Origin of the sequence: Porphyromonas sp. COT-108 OH2963, assembly GCF_000768895.1 — a bacterium.
In the GTDB taxonomy this organism is placed as follows: Bacteria; Bacteroidota; Bacteroidia; order Bacteroidales; family Porphyromonadaceae; genus Porphyromonas_A; species Porphyromonas_A canoris.
In genome coordinates, this window is sequence record NZ_JRAP01000006.1 from 83,585 (window position 1) to 104,246 (window position 20,662).

Annotated in this window: 12 protein-coding genes; 11 read left to right on the plus strand and 1 reads right to left on the minus strand. The window is 46.6% G+C overall.

What is annotated here, in order from left to right; all coding sequences use genetic code 11:
• Positions 1–188: 188 nt before the first annotated feature.
• Positions 189–4,109, plus strand: coding sequence for a zinc ribbon domain-containing protein (locus HQ39_RS02375; RefSeq protein ID WP_152565483.1), 3,921 nt, complete (start codon positions 189–191; stop codon positions 4,107–4,109).
• Between the two features lie 407 nt (positions 4,110–4,516).
• On the opposite strand, the gene HQ39_RS09500 is transcribed toward HQ39_RS02375, so the two are convergent.
• On the minus strand, positions 4,517–4,702 hold the full coding sequence (locus tag HQ39_RS09500; protein ID WP_152565484.1) for a hypothetical protein: 186 nt from the start codon (positions 4,700–4,702) through the stop codon (positions 4,517–4,519).
• Between the two features lie 525 nt (positions 4,703–5,227).
• Here HQ39_RS09500 and HQ39_RS02380 point away from each other — a divergent pair.
• From HQ39_RS02380 to HQ39_RS02430, 10 genes are all read left to right on the plus strand, one after another.
• On the plus strand, positions 5,228–5,959 hold the full coding sequence (locus HQ39_RS02380) for an energy-coupling factor ABC transporter permease (protein ID WP_036789610.1): 732 nt from the start codon (positions 5,228–5,230) through the stop codon (positions 5,957–5,959).
• Positions 5,946–6,221: an energy-coupling factor ABC transporter substrate-binding protein gene (locus tag HQ39_RS02385; RefSeq protein WP_036789616.1), complete on the plus strand. Its 276-nt coding sequence runs from the start codon at positions 5,946–5,948 to the stop codon at positions 6,219–6,221. Before HQ39_RS02380 ends, HQ39_RS02385 begins: the two co-directional genes overlap by 14 nt.
• A complete protein-coding gene (locus tag HQ39_RS09140; protein ID WP_052079363.1) occupies positions 6,218–8,224 on the plus strand; it encodes an ATP-binding cassette domain-containing protein in 2,007 nt (668 codons plus the stop codon). The genes HQ39_RS02385 and HQ39_RS09140 overlap by 4 nt, the downstream gene beginning before the upstream one ends.
• 2 nt (positions 8,225–8,226) lie before the next feature.
• Positions 8,227–9,750, plus strand: a complete 1,524-nt coding sequence (gene cobA, locus HQ39_RS02395; RefSeq protein WP_036863370.1) for a uroporphyrinogen-III C-methyltransferase — start codon at positions 8,227–8,229, stop codon at positions 9,748–9,750.
• 31 nt (positions 9,751–9,781) lie between these two features.
• Entirely contained in the window at positions 9,782–10,492 is a 711-nt protein-coding gene (gene pepE / locus HQ39_RS02400; RefSeq protein WP_036863373.1) for a dipeptidase PepE, read from the plus strand.
• On the plus strand, positions 10,458–13,370 hold the full coding sequence (locus HQ39_RS02405; protein ID WP_052079364.1) for a M16 family metallopeptidase: 2,913 nt from the start codon (positions 10,458–10,460) through the stop codon (positions 13,368–13,370). Before pepE ends, HQ39_RS02405 begins: the two co-directional genes overlap by 35 nt.
• A gap of 833 nt (positions 13,371–14,203) precedes the next feature.
• Positions 14,204–17,500, plus strand: a complete 3,297-nt coding sequence (locus HQ39_RS02415; protein ID WP_052079365.1) for a DUF2723 domain-containing protein — start codon at positions 14,204–14,206, stop codon at positions 17,498–17,500.
• A 10-nt stretch (positions 17,501–17,510) separates the two neighbouring features.
• Positions 17,511–18,146: a polysaccharide deacetylase family protein gene (locus HQ39_RS02420; RefSeq protein WP_036789624.1), complete on the plus strand. Its 636-nt coding sequence runs from the start codon at positions 17,511–17,513 to the stop codon at positions 18,144–18,146.
• Between the two features lie 14 nt (positions 18,147–18,160).
• Positions 18,161–19,138 (plus strand): tRNA epoxyqueuosine(34) reductase QueG, encoded by a 978-nt coding sequence (queG, locus tag HQ39_RS02425; RefSeq protein ID WP_052079366.1) that lies wholly within the window; start codon positions 18,161–18,163, stop codon positions 19,136–19,138.
• 586 nt (positions 19,139–19,724) lie between these two features.
• The gene (locus tag HQ39_RS02430; RefSeq protein ID WP_036789626.1) at positions 19,725–20,654 is read left to right on the plus strand and encodes a dihydrodipicolinate synthase family protein; all 930 of its coding nucleotides are present in this window, start codon (positions 19,725–19,727) and stop codon (positions 20,652–20,654) included.
• The last annotated feature ends 8 nt before the right edge of the window (positions 20,655–20,662 follow it).

Sequence of the window (20,662 nt, forward strand, 5' to 3'; positions counted from 1 at the left end):
GATGTCTCATTGTCTATCATAAGATTTTTGTCTTAGAAGTGTGGTGCGGCATCTTTTAGAAAGATCTTCAGGTGTTGAAATAACGGATCTCTCAAAAGGATCGAATTGATATTGATAAACTAGAAGTATTAACCCAATACAGCATACGAATCAAATTTTTATTTACTAACTCTAAATGTTATTGTTTTATGAAAAGAAACTTTTCTTTCAGATTCATTATGCTTGCGCTTGTTGCTGTGCTTTTCACTGTGACAAGTTGTAAGGATTATGATGATGATATTAAGAAAATCGAGGCAGCTCTAGAAGCTTACAAGGCTGGTGCTGCTAACGATCTTAAGGCTACGAAAGCTGAGCTTGAAAAGAAGATCACAGACCTTAAAGGTGATGTGACTGCTGTTGCAGGCAAGGTGAAAGCTCTTGAGGAAAAAGTTGCTTCAGTGGAGGCTAATGCCGCTACAAAGAAGGAGCTTGAAGATGCAAAGAAAGAGCTTATGGCTAAGCTTGTTTCCCTTGAAACATTCAATGCTTATAAGGCTCAAGTAGATGCTAAGTTGGCTGATCTCGAAGCTAAGCTTGCTAAGGCTGCTACAAAAGACGAAGTTAAGGCTTTGGAAGATAGACTTAATGCAAAGATCGCTAAGGTTGAAGATGAACTTGGTAAGAGAATTGCTGCTTTGGAAGGAGTCTTGAAGCTTGTTAATGGCGAGTCTGAAGTGCTTAAGGAAATCAATGCCAGACTTGATGGTATCGATAAGTCTCTTGAAGATCACCTTGCTAAGATTAACGAAAACAAGGCCGCTATCGAAGCTCTTAAAACCGAATTGCAAGAGAAGTACAACGAACTTAAGGGTCTCATCGAAGCAAACAAGACTGCTATTGAGAATTTGGATGCTAAGGTTGAGCGTTATAAGAAAGAATTGGACGATAAGGATAAAGAGTTGGAAAAGATGATCGGATTCAACGCTGCTAACATCCTTACACTTTCTAAGCAGCTTGAAGGCCTTACATTCATCCCAACTCGTGGTCTTCCTTCTGAAAAGACTATGAAGCTGTACTATTTTGCAGGTGACTATACAGCTGATCACGTGTTGATGTATCGCGTTAGCCCATCTAATGCAAAGCTTGGTGAAGACTTTACTATCGAAAGCTTGAACTTCCAAATCACTACTCGTTCTGCTGACGATGGTGTAGAAGATCACTCCTCTAAGGTTGATGTTCACATCAATGGTGAGGTTACTCAAAAGGGTGATATCATCTACATTCCTGTTCATATTAAGGGAGCAGAAGCTTGTGAAGTGTTTGGTAACGACACTTGGTGGGGTAATGAATTCTTCCATGGTGAGAATGTTCTTACCTCGGGCAACTTCACTGAGCGTATCGTTATGACCGTGGACGAAGACGCTACTACTCCTAATGTTAACTATGGAGCAAAGGGTGGCAAAAGAGGTCTTTCTATCGTTGTTACAGCTCTTACTAACGATATTAAGAGAAAAGAAGGACAAACTCCTGCTAAGCTTCGTGTGAAGTCTACAGAACACGTTAATACTCAACTTATCCCTACTCAAATCAAACTTGCTGAAGTTGTTGGTGAAAAGGGTCTTGTAGAGTTGGGTAAACCGGGTAAGCCTGTTTTGACATCTCGTCTTCTTAAGAGAACTCTTGCTGAGGCTACTACTTGGGCAAATGAGGACGAAGCCGTTCTTGGAAACGATGAAAAGAACTGGAACGTTCTTATGTGGTCCGGTACTCCTATTGCAAATGCTGCTCCTATCCAAGGAGAGATCGATCTTTATGACTATGTAACATCTTTCTACTATCCTCAAGATGGCGGTGATTATAAGAATGAAAAGGTTGTTACTGGAGATCCATTCCGCCATTTCTACAATGAGTTTGGTGCATTTGGTGAACCATACACAGACAAACCGGTTTATGCTAAGCCTGTTTACGAATTTGAGCAAGTAGCATACGAAGATGATAATCACAATATTGTTATCATTGATGGTAATACAAACACTACTCACGTTTATACAACTATCGAAGGTAGCAAGCTTAAAGTTAAAGCTGATCAAATCTCTGCTTCTAACAACAAGAAGGTGATTGTTAAGGTTACACAAGTTAACTCTAAGTGTGACGTTCGTCAGCCTGTAGGTTATTTGGTTGTTAAGATTGTAGAATCTACAACAGGTTGGAGCGATGCTCGCTGGACATTTGACTTCACTCAAGATAAGCCTGAGGAAGATGCAGATGAATTCACTTCTTACAGAAACATTCCTTACTATCACAAGATGTTTGGTACTGATAAGCCTGTAGGAGGTCAAATTGTAAACTTCGAAAATGCTAATGATAACACTGTGGTTGCACGTTGGATGAACCCATTGAATGCGAAGAATTCTTGGGGTATTTCTAATGCTCTTCCTAACCCTGGTGACATCAATCCTATCTTGAAGCAGTTGCCTACAATCAACTCTGCAGCAGAGTTCAAGAGTGCTTACATTATCAATGGTGATAACTCTGAAATAATTGAGCAATCTTTCGAGGCAGCAGATTATAACCATGTAAATGATACTGAAAATGTTGATGCTACGGGTGTTGATGAAGTTGATGCCTTCGACCATGTTCTTATCAGATATGAATTTGATGCTAACTCGTTTATCGTTTATGTAGACGATAAGGCTCCGGCCGGTGATTATAGCATCACTTACAAGCTACAATACAAGACAGGTAATGTACAACAAGGTCGTGACCTTTACTTGACATTCAAGTTCCGTGTTGCGCTTCGTGAAATCTCTGTTAGCAAGGCAGAAAATGCTCATAACTGGATCCCGAATACAGATATCATCAGAGCTCAATATGCAAGAATCCAAAACACTATTGCAGGTGGTTATGAATTCTTGTCTGAAAATGGCTATAAGGTAGACCTTACTGAAGCATTCAAGTTGGTTGAAAATGATAAGTCTAACATCCTTATAACTACTGAAAAGATTGTTGACTCTAATAGCGTAGAACCAGGTGAGGCTCCACAATACAGAGCAAGATTCGAGTTCGTTTATGATCAAGATCTTGTTGACGCTGGTTTCGTATTTAAGCGTGATGATAAGAACTATTTGACTCAGATCTACGTGAAAGATCAGCCTTCTAATATAGCTGCTTGGATCGCAAGAGATGCTGACGGATGGGAACGCTTGCGTATTTCTATCTCTACAGGTGGAGACCGTCTATACAGTTACTTGATGAGCAACCACAGACCTCACTCTGTAGGTTATCCTCACAATATGCTTACTACCGATGCAGAAGACTCTTCTCTTGAACGTGTAGACGACATGGAGAAACTCTTGAAGGTGCGTATGGTTACAGACATCAACCATGAGGCTCCTGATACAGATCCGAATCCTGAAAAGTTTGCTAATAACAACTATTACTACATTAAGGACTTCGCTGTGAAGTTTGAAAGAGCTCTACGTGTTAAGTTTACTACTGTTGTGTTGACAGATAAGCAAGATAAGCAAACATTCGAGTTTAACTTCCATACAAGAGATACTTCTGCTAAGATTTATCGCGGTCTGTTTGACCATGGTGATGCAGGAGTTACAAACTCTCAAGGTATTGGTCACTTGGTAGCAAGATTTGATCCTTCTGAAACTATCAATGGAGATGCTAAGTTTGCTCCTAAGAAACTTGCTCAATGGTATGGTCTTGAAGAGCGTCTAACATTCCCATTGAGAGATGATACTCATATTGACTACAAGTACATGGAAGTATCTAACGATAAGGGTGCTACATGGCAACCAATTCCGAAAGATATGACATCTATTTCTACACACCATCCGAGATTCATTGATATCGTAGGAGCATATGATAGTGCTACTCACGAGGATACTTGGACTGTAGAATGGCAAGGAAACTTGACAGGTATTACATCTGAAATCTGGTTCCGTATTCCTGTCCTTAACAAGACAGCAATCCAACAAGGTTTCAATGGAATAAAGGGTAATCCGGCTACACTTGTAGTAGGAGAAGCTCCTAATGGCTTGTGGGCTACATTCAGACGCGGTTATGCCGGAGTTAAGGGTTATGCAGTCTTCAAGATTGTTCCAAGACCTGGTATCTAATAGACTTTGAGATCACAGTTGGGTTCTAAATCTAACTTGAATATATTGAGAGGTGCGAGCGATGCTTGCACCTCTCTTTTTTTTGTGAAATAGAGGTTTGGAGGCGAGTATGCTATAAGAAGGGTGAGTACTATTTTGTTGGGATAGTAAAAAGGGGCTGAATTGAAGGATTATGGGAAAACCTCACTGAAAAACTCATTGATACCCATCTTATCGGGTGTCATTTGAACTGAAGGGGTATAAGTAAACTTCATGATATTGCTTAGAAAATACAAGAGGAAAGTGTTATTGCTGATAGAGGGTGAATACAAGGATAGAAAGATAAATAGATAGACCATAACAAGAGAAAAGATAGGAGGGTGAGCTGAAGCTGTTTTGGAATGATGGGTTGTTGTGGTTATAGAGCATCACGAGATTCTTTTGGGATGAGCCGATGCTGTTTGGGGATGGTGGTGGTTGCGTTCTGTTTTCGGAGTATCGGGAATCGGTTGGGGGATGCGATAGGTGTTTTGGGGAAGATATTGTTGTGGAGATTTGGAGTTGTGGCGATGAGATTTGTTCGGAACGGGTTCAAAAGAGCAGCTAAAAGGCATTAAAAGAACGGTTTATCATGTTTGGAAGATGAAGTCAAGGCTTGGTTTTTGCTTTTCAAGTGCCGATTTGTACACTTCATGGCTTGGATTTGTACACTTCACGGCTCAATTGCCACATGTCGAATCTTGATTTGTACACTTCATGGCTTGATTGCCACACTCTACGCTTTGATTTCCACGCTTCAAATCCGGATTTTGAGATATTAAAGGGATCGGAGCAGCTTTTTACTCCATTCATCAGAACTATTTATAGGGTTTATCCGAATTGTGTAACGAAGAAAGGGGAGTGCTCCGGAGCTTTGGACTGCTCTTAAAGAAGTGAAGAGGTGAGAGTTGTCGGGTATCATCCTGCCGAAAGAATCCGTAAACTTTTCGTATCTTCGTTTATCTTTTTGGTTTTAAGACTTTTTCTAAGACGGAATGACACTTTCCCGGTGTGGAGATGCCGAAGAGAGTGAGGTTTTTTGAGCTTGAAAGAGACTGCATTGCAACTAACAGTATAAACAGAAATCAACATTACAACAGATGAACAAACTTTTTTATGCTCTTCTTTTAGCGGTGCTCTTTGCCACGCCTGCACACGCTATGCACATCATGGAGGGCTATATGCCGTTGAACTGGTGTGCCATTTGGTACGTGTTATCCCTTCCGTTTGTGGTTTGGAGCTTTATCTACATTCGTAAGCGAGTGGCTCAAGACCCCAAAGCAAAGCTGACGCTTGCTCTTTCCGGAGCTTTTGTCTTCATCCTGAGTGCGCTCAAGCTGCCTTCTGTCAATGGTAGCAGCAGCCACCTTACGGGTACCACTCTCGGTACGGTGCTTGTAGGACCGCAAGCCATACCGCTCGTGAGTGTCATCGTTCTGCTGTTTCAGACCCTTTTGCTTGCGCATGGCGGTCTCTCCACATTGGGAGCGAACGTCTTTTCTCTCGGTATTGTAGGACCTTTTGTAGCCTATGGCGTGTACAAGGGTGTTAAGAAGATCGGTTTGTCCGATAGTGTCGGCATTGTTCTGGCTACCTTTATCGGCTCCATGTCTACGTATGTTACCACATCGTTTCAGCTGGCTCTCTTTTTGCCGGAGTCTGCCACCGGAGTCTTCGGTGCGGCGATGAAGTTTTTGGGTATCTTTGCTGTTACTCAAGTTCCATTAGCCATAGTCGAGAGCGTTATCACCCTTTTTGTGTACCGCATACTGGTACGTCAGGGTGTTTCCACCTATTTCACATCAAAAGCCGTTAGTCATGAAAAAGCATAAGTACACCATTCTTCTTGTCATCCTGAGCATTCTGTTTCTTCTTGTACCTGTAGTGGGCAACTTTATCGACTTCGGAGAGGGAACGGATGATGCCGCCGGAGAAATGATCTCTACATTGGTACCGGGCTTCGAGCCTATGGATTTCTCTTTCGGTTATGAGCCTTCGGAAACGATGGAGCCGGTGCTGTTCTTTGTTCAGATCGTGATAGGCATCGCTATTTTTGCCATTGCATATAAGAAGTTGGTGAAAAAAGGTTCGTGATCTTACCTGACCGACATAATAGAACGATACTTCTGCTTGCACTGCTGCTGATAGTCGTGGTGGTAGCTGTCCCATGGATAGAGATGCTGTTGGCGGTGTTTGTTTCCATTCTCGGCGTGCTTCTCTTTGTCCCGGTAAAAGGGCAGAGCAGATCCAAGAGAGGGCTTATCCTTGTCCCTCTGTTCATTCTTTTGGGAGTCTTGCCGGTACTCATAGAGCGAGTTCCTCCCGGAAGCGTGGCGGACGAAGTGGTATGGAGCAGATACGGGTGGGGGATAACCTCTTCCGGCATTGATATGTTTCTTCTGCTTTTGGCGCGTTGCTTTGCCGGCTATTCCGTGCTGCTGGCTCTGCTTCATCTCGTCCCGTTCTACTCCATGATCCAAGAGATGCGACGGCTTAAAGTGCCTGCCCTGGCTGTGGAGCTGATGGAGTATGTTTACCGCTATATTCATATCCTTATGGAGACGGCTCAGCAGATCTTTACGGCTCAGAAGTTGAGAGGCGGATATGCTGTTCGGAGCGAACGCTCCGGGCATGCGGCTCTTCTCTTGGGGCAGACCGTTGTGCTGGCTCTGCACGAGTCGGACAAAATGATGGACGGGCTTTACTCTCGCTCTTACGGGATGTCCGAACCGGTACAAGGGGGCAGGCAGTCCGGGATGACGCTTCGGCTCCAAGATCTTGCCATTGGCTACGAAAAGGGCAAAAGGGTTGTGGAGCATCTTTCACTCTCTGTGGAGTCCGGCAGAAAAGTGGTGGTAATGGGGCGCAACGGTGCGGGGAAGAGCACGTTATTCAAGACACTTACGGGTCTTTTGCCTCCTCTTTCGGGGGCTATCCTGCTCGATGGAGAGGAGATTCCGCATGGAAAACGGGGGCAGGAGGTGCTCCGGCAGAAGGTTGCCTTTGTTTTTCAAAACTCCAATCACCAGCTTTTTACCCCTTCGGTCAGGGATGAGATCGCTTTCGGACTCATCAACAGCGGAGCGGGAAGACGGGGCGACAAACGGTTTGAATCTCTTTTGGATGAGATCCTTGAGCAGTACGAGCTTACCGCTTTGGCAGAAAAACCGCCTCATTTGTTGAGTGACGGACAGCGGAAATGGGTTGCCATCGTTTCGGTTTTAGTGCTTGATCCATCGTTTGTCATCTTTGACGAACCTACGGCAAACCTCGATCATCTCTACACTCAAAAGGTGATGGCTCTGATAGACAGCCTTGTGGCAGAAGGCAAGGGCGTACTTCTCTCCACTCACGATGCCGATCTGGCGTATGCGTGGGGCGATGAAGTGTGGGTGATTAACAGAGGCGAACTGGCGGCAAGACTCTCCCCCGAAGAGCTTTTTCTGCATCCGACACTGCCGGAAGAGGCGCATCTGGCAAGGCCTTATGCGCTACATGGAAAAGTGTGGAAGCATCCGGTGTTCGAGCCGGAGCCGTGCGAGAGGGGCTATCTTCCCTTGATGCTCAGACCGGACAGGCTTTCGGCTCTGGTGATAGGCGGGGGCGAAGGGGCAGCCATAAAGGTGGAGACGCTGTTGCGTTACGGTGTGGCGACCACGGTCATGGCTCCTGCTTTTTCGGAGAGACTGCTCCGGCACCGTTCGGACAACGCATTGAGACTGGAGCAGAGAGCCTATCGGGGAGAAGCATTGGATGGTTTCGAGATTGTGATTGCCGCAACAGACGATCCCTCTTTGAACGAGTCCGTCTGTCGGAGAGCAGCCATACACTCTCTTCTCTATATGGATCTTAGCAGGGCGGACTTCTCTCCCGTTCAGTTTCCACTCTCTTTCGAGAAGGAAGGATTGCAGCTGGCTCTGCGAACAAAATATAAGCAGCCCAGAGTGCTTCAGGCTTTTGCCAAGCATTTCAAGGCGACCATCCCGGAAGAGATGGAGGAAGATTTGAACCGCCTTTCCTCTTTGAGAAGAGAAGATAAGGCAGCTTACGAAGTAGAAATAGAGCGATTTATAAATGCCCTTGAGGCTAAAAAGTAGAAATGATAAAGAAAGGAAAGATCTATCTGGCAGGCGCAGGTCCCGGCTCCATAGGGCTGCAGACCGTCCGTTGTGCCCAACTGGTAAAGGAAGCAGACGTTATAGTGTATGACGCATTGGTGAATCCGGCTATTCTGGATGATGCCAATCCGGAAGCGGAGTTTATTTATGTCGGGAAGCGTTCCGGTAAAATCTGCTTCAAGCAACAGGAGATCAACAATATATTGATAGAGAAAGCGCAAGCCGGATATAGCGTCCTCCGCTTGAAAGGAGGCGACCCCTTTGTCTTCGGAAGAGGAGGAGAGGAGATGATGGCTGTTCATGCTTCGGGATTGGAGTACGAAATCGTGCCGGGCGTAACGGCAGGAGTGTCCGTGCCTGCCTTCTTCGGCATCCCGGTTACACACAGAGGTGTCGCCACTTCGGTCTCTCTCATCACCGGGTTTTCCAAGCATCACGGCGTCCCGAAACTCAACTGGGAGGCTCTCGCAGGCATGAAAGGGACATTGGTGTTCTATATGGGGACCAACACCGCTCCCATTATTACCGAAAACTTGATTAAGGCAGGCATGGATCCTGCTACCCCCATGGCGATCATTTCGGAGGGAACATTGCCTACGCAGAGAATCATCAGCGACCGGCTGGATGCCTTTACATCCGATTATGCAGACTATTCGACACTCGCTCCGGGTCTTATCGTGATAGGAGATGTCGTGGATTTTCACAATGCGTATGAGTGGGTCAAGCCGGGCAGTTTGGCAAGCAAGCGTATCATTGTTACCCGTTCTTACAATCAGTCGTCCACACTGGCAGATACGTTGGAAGGGCATGGAGCGGAGGTGTTTGTGCTGCCTACCATGAAGGTTGCTCCCGTAACAGAGAGCGAAGAGATCACATCCGCACTATCCGATCTATCCCGTACGGACTGGGTGATATTCTCTTCCGTCAGCGGTGTGGAGCTTTTCTTTAAGAGACTCCGAGAGGCAAAAGTCGATTTCCGGATCCTGTCTCATCTTCGCTTTGCCACTATCGGGAAAGTAACCACAGAGGCATTGGGACACTTCGGATTCCTGCCCGACTTTACTCCTCCATACCATAAAACAGAACATTTTATACGTACATTTGCGGAGACGCATCCGGAAATCCGCTCGCAACGAATACTTGTCTCCGGCTCTCTGCTGACGAAAAACCTTTTCGTGGAAGAGCTTAACGCCCTCGGTGCAGAGTGTCGCTTCGTGCCACTGTACGATAATGTCCCCATCGAGTATTACAGTGAGCGTATAGAGATGATGCACTCCTCTGTTCCGGACTGGATACTCTTCTGCAGCTCTTCTGCCGTAGAAAACTTTGCGTCACTGGTAGAAAGGCACGACCTTAGAGCATGGGCGGAGAAGTGTAAGATGGCTTCCATAGGACCGCAAACATCCAACGCTTTGAGAAAGCATGGCTACACCGTGGCTCTCGAACCGTCTAAAGCCAAGATCGAGAGCCTTGTGGATGCCTTGATAGAAGCATCGAAAGAGTAAAACGAATATAAACCAATAAAAACTACAGAGTATGAAACTTCTTCTTATTTCCAATTCAGCCTCTCCCGGAGAGAGCTATCTCGAAAAACCTTTACAGGATATCAAGCGTTTTCTTGGCGCAGTAACAGATAATATCATCTTTATTCCATTTGCCGGCGTTACCGTAGAGTATGACGCTTATACGGCTAAGGTGAACAATGCTCTTGCGGCTATCGGTGTGAAAGTAACGGGCATACACACTTGCTCCAATCCGATAGAAGCCGTCATGAAAGCGTCTGCCATCTTCGTGGGAGGGGGTAACACGTTTATGCTAACCAGGATGATGCAACAGATGGGACTCATACAAGCCATCCGCGAAAGGGTATTGGCAGGAGTGCCATATATCGGTTGGAGTGCCGGCAGTAACGTAACATGTCCGACCATCTGCACGACCAACGATATGCCTATCGTAGAACCGGAGAGCTTCCGTGCCTTTAATCTTATTCCTTTCCAAATCAATCCGCACTATCTTGATGCTCATCCCGACGGTCACGGAGGAGAGACAAGAGAGCAGCGTATCTTGGAATACATCAAGGCTAATCCGCACATGTATGTCGCAGGACTGCGTGAAGGCTCTCGTCTATGGGTGGAAGGAGAAAAAATCGAACTCTTGGGAGAACGCACCATGCGCCTGTTTAAGTATGGAGAAGAGATTAAAGAGTTGAGCCATGAAGACGATATTCGCTTCCTCCTTGCGCGTTAAGCAAGTCTTACTTCTACTGCTTATGACCATTCCCTCACTGAATGCACAAAACTCCAAAGTAACAGAGCATCGTCTCTCTAACGGTCTTACCGTCTGGCTCAACGAGGATCACTCCCAAAACAAAGTGATCGGCACCCTCGTTGTACGTATCGGTGCGAAAGACTCTCCCAATACCGGTATTCCCCATTACTTTGAACACATCATGTTCAAAGGGACGGATAAGATCGGTACGGTAGATTACGAGAAGGAGAAACCGCTACTTGACGAAATCAAGAAACAGTACAGCCTGCTGAGCGAAACATCGGATCCGAAAGAGATCGAAGATATTCAGAAGCGCATCAATACGCTATCCATAGAGGCAGCCAAATATGCTATCCCGAATGAGTTTACCAATCTCATCTCGAAGTATGGAGGCTCCGGACTGAATGCCTATACGAGCTGGGACCATACGGCTTACTTCAATACCTTCTCTCCTCAATACCTTGAGCACTGGTGTTATCTCAATAGCGAGAGACTCATCAACCCGGTATTCAGACTTTTCCAAAGCGAACTGGAGACCGTCTATGAGGAGAAGAACATGTACTCCGATGCTATGGGAAGAGAGGCTATGGACAGAGTGATAGCACGAGTAGCCGCTCCACACCCTTACCAGTACACCATAATCGGAAGTACGGAGAACCTCAAGAAGCCCGACTTGGCGAAGATGGAGGAGTTCTACAACACGTACTACGTTGCAGGCAATATGGGTCTTATCCTCTGCGGCAGCTTCTCGGAGAAAGAGGTGCTTCCTGTCTTGGAAAAGACATTCGGGCGCATCCGTCCCGGCAATCCGCCTCGTCCGGTGTGCGAACAGCCTCGTCCGTTCAATGGGGTAGAGCAGTTTTCCGTCAAATTCCCTATACCGTTCATTCAGGGGCGTGTCCTCATTTGGCGAGGAGTGCCAAGCGGACACGAAGATGAGGCTGCCATGGAGGTTGCTATCCGTATATTCTCCAACAAAGGGGAGACCGGGCTTTTGGATAAACTCTATCGGACGGGCAAGGTAATGACTGCCGGCGCACAGTTTAACAATATGAACGATATGGGAGCCGCGGCTATCTTCTTTGTTCCAAAGCTTCCGTTCGGCACCATATCCTCTGCACAGAAAGAGGCAACAAAGATCTTGGAGCAGGTCAAAAGAGGAGAGTTTGGCGATGATCTCTTCCAACAGCTCAAGAATGAGATGTTGCAAGACTACACAACCCTTTTGGAAGATCTCACAAGCAGAGGCAGGACATACGCTTCTCTCTTTGCCGCAGGAGAGCATTGGTCTTCTCATCACCAAAAGCTGGAGAGAGTACGCAGCCTTACCAAGCAGGATGTGGTGGATGTGGTGAATCGCTACTTCACCGGAAACTATCTGCAAGTCTCCAAGAAGACGGGCAGATACCCCAAAGACCGGATACAGAAACCTCCTTTTGCGCCTCTACCTCTTCACAACAAGGGGGCTAAGTCGGAGTTTGCACGCTTTCTCGAAACACTTCCGGTAGGCAACAGCGATCTTCGTTTCCTCGATTTCGAGACAGATGCCAAGCCGGTAAGCGTGATAGAGGGCAACGATCTGGTGAAGCTCTATACGGGAGCGAATCCTATAAACGACCTGTTCACGCTCAAGCTGAACTATCAGGTCGGAGTCTACGAACGCCCTGTTCTCGAACAGGTTGCCTTCTATCTCTCTCTGCTGGGCACGTCTCGGCATGGTAGCGATCAGTTTAAGGACAAGCTCCAACAGCTTGGAGCGACACTCTCTTTCGAGGCATACAACGAAACCTTTACGATCAACGTGAGAGGGTTTGACGCGCAACTGAAACCGACTCTTGAGCTTCTCGGACACTTCCTGACCGATGTGAAAGGAGAAAAGAAGGCTTTGAAGAAGTTGGTGGAGAATAAGAAAATCTCCCGAAAAGCCATCTTGAAGTCTTCGCAAGATATGGGTGAGGCGCTCTCCGAATGGGTTCGCTTCGGAGATAAATCGACCTACGCAACACAGCTGTCCCTAAAAGAGATAAAAGCTCTTAAAGCTGACCGCCTTGTGGGAGAGCTGAAAAGCGTTCTCTCCAAAGAGTGCGACATCCACTATGTGGGTAATGAGTCTGCGGAGCAAGTGGCTTCACTGCTGAAGCAGTACCTGCCTTTGGATAAGGTCGAAGAGCGGACAGCCAATCCCATAGACCTTGATGCCGTTGTGCCTGAGAAGCCCTACCTCTACATCTTGCCCGACAAGAAGAGCACGCAGACCATTATCAAAGGTTATCTCTTTGCTCCTCCTTTCGAGAGCGACAAGGAGCGTGCTTATGTCGAACTATACAGAGTCTACCTGGGAGGCGGTATGAACTCTTTGCTTTTCCAAGAAGTGCGCGAGTTGAGATCGCTTGCATACGGAGCATACTCCGTGAGCTATCTCCCCTCCAAACGTTCTCAGACAAGCAAAGCAACCATATTGGAGGCGCATCTCTCCACACAAGGAGACAAAGCTACGGAGGCTTTGCTGCTACTGGACTCCCTACTGAACGTGAAGCCCGATGATGCAGGACGGATAGAGTATGCACAAGAAGCTCTAAGAAGTGCCGCATCCAACAATTATCCTACATTCCGTAAAAAGAGTGAGACGGCGGTGAGAGCCGTAAGACGCGGATTCGATGAAGATCCGGCTCTATGGTTGTTGAACCGGATAGAAGACGTGGATCGATCGGACTTTGCCCGGTATATATCGGAGAAGTTACAGCAGAGTCATCCGAGGGCTTATGTCGTAGTGGGCAATCCTAAGAAGCTCGATATGAAAGCTCTTGCAAAGCTTGGAGAGGTGGTTGTGGTAGATCCCAAGAAGATTTACAGGTAGGACACCTTCCGAACGATATGTTATGGAATGATCCCGGAAAGAGATGCTCTTTTCGGGATCATTTTTTATGCTCCGAAGCATGCCTTATACCTCCCTCTTCAACTCTGTTTTTATATATTCCATCCCGAAAAATGCTCACTTTTTTCGGTCTCTTTATTTTGCTCGGAGGGGTCGTTTTCAGAGCGCGACCGAATTGTTAAATCTGCCCCATTCTATTAACACAAATTCCGATAGCTGTTAAGCCAAAACGCTAAACGAGCATATTTTTTCGGCTTAACGTGTTTAATTTTTCAATGAACACGTTTACTGATTTCATTAAACACGTTTACCGGATTCGATTAACGTGTTTAGCTAAAATCATTAAAACGCTAAACATCAATCGTTTATGTATTTTTACCCTAAAAAGCCCCTGAAAAGGCAGATTTCTTTATTAGGAAACGTTCACAGGAAAGGGTGTTAAAATTCACACCAATTAACGCGAAAAAGCCCCATGAAACGGACTGAAGAAAAAATTTTTCCGAATTTGAGATTTTTCGTATTAGGTTGAAAACATGATGTTTACAAGTCTCTCTTCTCCTTTGAGTTCAAAAATCGGATTTCGGAACGATCTTTTCGGAGAGGTTTTCAGGCATCCGTTTTTATATAAAAGCTCCCACCTCAAATGCTCTGTTGCGGTCGGGAAATCGGGACATGGTTTTGACTTTTTTGAGGAGAGGCGAATGGAAGAAAAGGGGAAAGGGAGAGGCATAAACGGAGAATAGATGTACCAAATGCGTCAAAATGATTAACTTTGCGGCTAAACTACTCTGAAACGTAGTAAAAACAGCAGAAGTATGAAACAACAGATATTCAAGAGAATAGAGATGATAGGAGCAGTGGTGGTGATGCTACTCTCTTCTATTGTTTATATACTGACTATGGAGAAGAGTTCCAGCCTTTGGGACTGTCCGGAGTTCATTACCACTTTCGACCGTTTGGAGGTCGGACACCCGCCCGGAGCACCATTCTATATGTTGGTGTACAACTTCTTCTCTACCATTCTTCCCATCGGCTCCAATCATGTAGCCATTGCAGCCAATACGGTGAGCGCGCTGATGAGTGGGGCTACCGTGATGCTGCTCTTCTTGAGTATCTCTCACCTCGTGCGCCGATGCTTTGTGCGCTCGGAAGAGGAGCAGGCTGAGGGTCGCATGGGAGGCTATATGAGCTATGTGGCATTAGGGTCTGCCCTGGTGGGTTCTCTGCTCTATGCGTTTACCGATACGTTCTGGTACAGCGCGGTGGAGGCAGAGGTTTACTCTTTTTCTTCCCTCTTTACGGCGCTTGTATTCTATCTCATGCTCAAGTGGGAAGCGGCTGCGGACAGCAGTACGGCGGATCGCTGGATTGTGGGTATCGCTTACCTGATGGGGCTTAGCATCGGAGTACACTTGCTCAATCTGCTTTGCTTGCCGGCGATGGGGCTTATCTACTACTACAAGAGATCTCCTAACCCTACCTTCAAAGGCTCTATCGGGGCTCTGTTGGGCTCTTTTGCGCTTATCGCCATCGTTATGTTCGGTATCGTTCAGGGTGCTCCGGCTGTGGCAGGAATGTTTGAGCTGTTTACCGTGAACCTCTTGGGATTGCCGTTCAACAGCGGTCTTATCCTCTATCTGATAGTGCTCTCTCTGCTGCTCATCGTGGGTTATGTGGAGAGTATTCGCATCGAACCGAGAAGACGATTGATGCAGGCAATCTTCCTTGTTGTGGTGATCCTGATGGGTATCCCTTTCATGGGAAGCAGCTGGATAGTGCCGGTGCTTATCATTGTGCTTATCGCATGGTGGGCATTTACCCGTCCCTCTTTCACCTCAAAGCTGATGAATCTGGCAATGCTCTGCCTTGCGGTGTTTTTTGTCGGTGTATCCACTTATGGGGTAATCCTTATCCGTGCCAATTCGGATATTCAACTCAATCAGAACAATCCGTCAGATGTCTTTACTTTGAAGAGGTATCTTTCTCGTGAGCAGTATGGATCCACTCCGCATCTTTACGGTAAAACCTATGCGTCTTTGCCGGAAAGAAACAGCGACGGCTCCACTAAGTTCAAAGAGTCGGTACAGTGGCAGCGCGCTTCAAAGAGCTCCGAGACAGACAAAGACCGCTACGAAAAACTGACAGTACAGGAGCCGGTATACAGATCGGATATGAATATGCTCTTCCCTCGTGTCTTTAACAGCACGCAGGCACACTTTCCACAAGGTTACAAAATGTGGAGCGACCACAAGGGAAGAACGATGAGCGTGAACGATGGTGGGCAGATGAAGACCGTGGTGGTGCCTACTTTTGGAGACAATCTTACCTATTTCTTCCGTTATCAGGTGGGTTACATGTACTGGAGATACTTTATGTGGAACTTCAGCGGAAGGCAAAATGACCTTGCCGGACAGGGTGAAGCGACAAGAGGAAACTGGATCACCGGTATCACTCCGCTGGATAACATTCTGCTCGGTATAGATCTGGACAGCATGCCGGAGCACATGAAGCAGAACAAGGGACAGAACAAGTATTTCATGCTGCCGTTCCTTTTGGGTCTGCTGGGTATATTCTTCCTGCTCGTTTCGAGGAATGCGTCCAAGAGTCCGAAGAGCTTGGAAACACTCTTTATCGTATTCATGCTCTTCTTTATGACAGGTTTGGCCATTATCCTGTACATCAATCAGTCGCCTTACCAAGTGCGTGAAAGAGATTATACTTTCGCCGCTTCTTTCTACGCTTTCTCTATTTGGATTGCGTTCGGAGTGGCATATATCAGTGAGATTATAGACTATTACGTTTTCAAGGGAACAGAAAGCAAGAAAGCTCCGATCATAGCAACGCTGCTCTGTATGTTCGTTCCGGCTCTTGTCTTTGCGCAGAACTATGATGACCACAACAGGCATGGGCGTACGCTGGCTTCGGATTTCGGATACAACTATCTCGAATCTTGCGAGCCCAATGGCATAATCTTCTGTAACGGAGACAACGATACGTTCCCACTTTGGTACGCTCAAGAGGTGGAAGGAGTACGTCGAGACCTCAGGGTATGTAATACTTCGTACTTGCAAGCAGACTGGTACGTGGATCAGATGAAGAAGGATATGTACGACAGTAAAGCGCTTCCGATAAGCTGGCATCCGAATCAGTATGCCGGGGAGAAGCTCTCCGTGATTTATGTGGTGCCTATCCTGCAAGACACCGTTGCGCTCGACAAGGCTCTCGATTTTGCCACAAGCACAGATCCGAAGAATAAAACATTGCCGAATGTCAATCGTCAGATAGACTATATCCCTACCGAAACATTCAGCTTACAATATGATCCGGATGATCTGATCCGCAAGGGTGCAATCTATTTTGCCGATACCGCATTCATTCCGACCTCTCGAAAGATGATCTTCAACATGAAAGAGAAACAGCTTTTAGGTAAGCACGAGAGTGTGATATTGAATATCATGGCGAACAACAACTTTGAACGTCCCATCTACTATTGCACTACCGTACCGGACAGTGAATACGTTGGCATGAAGCCGTACTTCCGTCAGACCGGTCTTGCATACAGGGTACTTCCTTTCCGTGCAGGCGACAGCATTGCCACCCAAGTGGATACGGAGAGAATGTATGACAATGTCATGAACAAGTTCAGATGGGGTGGCGCGGATCGCAAAGGCGTCTACATGGATGAGAATGCGAGACGAATGTTTGAAGGATACAGGACAGAAGTGTTTGCCGTACTTGCCAATGCCTTGGTGGCAAAGGGCGATACCGTTCGTGCTCAAGAGGTTCTCAAGAAAGGCTTGCAGGTGTTGCCGGCTGAGGTGATACCGCACACACGCACCTCTATCCCGATGGTGGATGCGCTTTACAATGCAGGCATGGAAGAAGAGGCACTTGCTCTCTCCAAAGAGATGGTATCCCGCTCTCTTGATATTCTGCGTTGGGCGGCTTCGCAATCCATCGATGGACAGACCGGAAGCTCAAGAGAGATAGACGAAGCCCTGCTTGTCTCAACCACGATAGCTCGTATCAGCAAGATTTATAACGAGGAATACTACAAGTCCATAGAGCCGGACGTTCTTAAATATCTCAGCTATTTCGGTGGAAACTCGTAGACGTAAAGGGATGTGGCCTGCTTGGTGTACGGCCTTGGTCGAACATCCTCCCCGGCTTTATCGTGCCCTTTTCCCTGGCGCATTGTGGCGTCTTCCTCAAAGAGACAAGAAGGTCGTTTATCTTACATTCGATGACGGACCCATACCGGAGGTTACACCTTGGGTGCTTTCCGTGCTTAGAGAGAAAGGAGTAAAGGCAACATTCTTTTGTGTAGGGGATAATGTCCGGAAATATCCGGAGGTGTTCCAACAGGTCAAAGCGGAAGGGCACGACATCGGTAACCACACCTTCAATCACTTGCAGGGCTGGAAAGTGGGCTTCAATGCTTTCATCGAAAATACGGAGAAGGCAGACAGATGGCTCAACACCTCTCTCTTCCGACCTCCTCACGGACACCTCAGATGGAGTCAGTTTTTCCGTCTTAGGAGGAGATATAAGATGGTGATGTGGGACATCGTTACACGAGATTACAGCAAGTGTCAGACTCCGGAGGGAACACTCGAAAGCGTCCGCAAGTACGTGCAGAACGGCTCTATCATTGTCTTTCACGACTCCATCAAAAGCGAGGCAAATCTGAGATATGCCCTGCCTAAAGCCATAGACTTTCTTCTTTCGGAGGGATACACATTCTCTCTTTTCCGGTAGATCAGGCGTTACAGATGTCTTTCCCAACCATTTCTTTTTCAGACCTCAAAGCTCTGGCAGAGGAGATCAATGTATTCAACATCGGCGTAATAGACCTTGAGGAAAATCCCGATGTGGATTCATGGTATCAGCAGCGCTTCGATCGCTGGATAGAGGAAGGGCAACACGCGGATATGGAATACCTGACTCGCTACGAAGATGTACGGCGAACGCCCAAAGCCTTACTGCCCGAAGCTAACTCACTTATCATCATCGCACTGAGCTACGCTCCTCTTCAGAAGCAGGCGGCATCCGCTCCGAAGATTACGAAGTACGCCTTGGGGCGAGACTACCACAAGGTGTTGAAAAAACGGATAGAGATGCTTGCCGAAAAACTTTCTCAGAGATTTCCCCACACTTACAGGGGTGTAACGGACACCGCACCCATACCCGAAAGATATTGGGCAGCACGTGCAGGGGTGGGGCAGATAGGAAAGAACACCTGCCTGATAGTACCCGGCATGGGCTCTTGGTGCGTGATAGGATCTCTGCTTACCTCCGTAAGGGTAACCGATCTGCCTCGAAAAGAGGCACTCTCTTTCCCCGATACCGGAGCGGACATCTGCTTGGAGTGCGACCGCTGTGTCCGTGCCTGCCCCACGGGAGCCTTGTCTCCCTTTTCGTTGGATGCCAGAAAGTGCATCAACTATTGGACGATAGAAAACCGCTCGGAAGAGATCCCCGAAGAGATCAACTGCAAAATGGCTTCTCGTCTTGTGGGTTGCGATACCTGTCTGGATGTGTGTCCCTATAACAAGAACGTACCTCCGACGACGGAGTTGGAGCTGTTGCCCAAAGAGTCGTTGCTCGATCTTTCGCTGGAGATGCTCTCCAAAATGGAGGAGAAAGAGTATGGAGACATGTTCTTTGGCACCTCTCTCACGCGCACCAAATGGAGTGGAATGAAGCGGAATATCCGCTACTTCATCCAAAGAAAAAATAGAAAGAAGTAGCCGGGAACCATTCGGCTGTTCTTATGAACCTTGAAGGCAGGAGACGAGACTCTGTTTTCAAGGTTTTTTTGTCGCTTTTTCGGGGAAAGATACCGCTTGACCAACTTGTGCCGACTGCTTTAAGAACATTGTTTTAACAGGGATATAAATTCGGTTTAATCCGCTCAAATCTCATTTTCACGGCGTGACGGACAGAAACCGAGCCTTGATTTTTATCAATCAAAGTTTGAATCGCAACCTTTAAGCCTTGACTTGAACTTCCGAACCTTATGAACTCATTTTCTAAACGGGATAAAATCAAATAGTCTTAACGTTTATCCCGATTTCTATCCGATATTTGCTTCTCTGCCAATCGCTTTTTTCTGCTCTTCTATCTGTCTATATTTTTAGAAAATATGCTGTCTGGCTATAATGGTGTTCGATTTGGCTTAAAATATTTACTAATTAAAATTTACAATCAAAGTTTGTTCTCAAATTGGGAGGTAAAATATAACGATTGAATAAAAACTATACTTATCTTTGCGTCATAATGGTTTCACAAAGAGAGAATACACCTTTTATAGAAGAATAGACAAACTTTATTACCATGTTTTTTGAGAAAATAAAGGGGCTTATAGATGCTCCATTTACACCGTTCCACAAGGATACGCACGAAGTGAACTACGAAAAGATCCCGGCTTATGCAGAGATGCTGCATAAGAACGGACTTTCAGGTGTTTTCATCAATGGCTCTTCCGGCGAGGGCTATATGCTTACGGAAGAAGAGCGCATCCAGCTTGCGGATGCTTGGAAATCTGCCATAAAGTGGGACGATTTCAAGTTGATTGTACACGTCGGATCCACTTGCGTGAAGAGCAGTCGCAGATTGGCGGAACATGCCCAAGCGATCGGCGCGTTCGGTATCGGTGCCATGGCACCTCCATTTCCGAAGATCGGCAGAGTGGAAGAGCTGGTACAGTACTGCAAGGAGATAGCTGCCGGAGCACCGGAGCTTCCTTTCTACTATTATCATATCCCTGCATTCAACGGAGCATTCCTGCCTATGTTGGAGTTTATCAAGCAGATGGAGGTGGAAGTGCCTACGTTTGCCGGAATCAAGTACACCTTCGAGAGCCTTTACGAATACAACCAGTGTATGCTCTACAAGGACGGAAAGTATGATATGCTGCATGGTCAGGATGAGACTATCCTCTCTTCTCTTGTCATGGGAGGTGCGCAAGGCGGTATCGGTGGTACTACCAACTACAACGGCAGATGCCTTGTGGGTATCATAGAAGCGTGGAAAAAGGGAGACATTGCAGAGGCTCGTCGCTTGCAAAACTATGCTCAGGATGTGATCAATGTCATTGTAAAGTACAGAGGAAACATTGTGGGCGGAAAGCGTATCATGAAGCTTATCGGGCTTGATCTCGGTCCGAACAGAACTCCATTCCGTAACGTAACGGAACAAGAAGAGAAGCAGCTTCTTGCAGATCTTGAAGCCATAGACTTTTTTACTCACTGCAATAAGCTGTAACGGAGTAG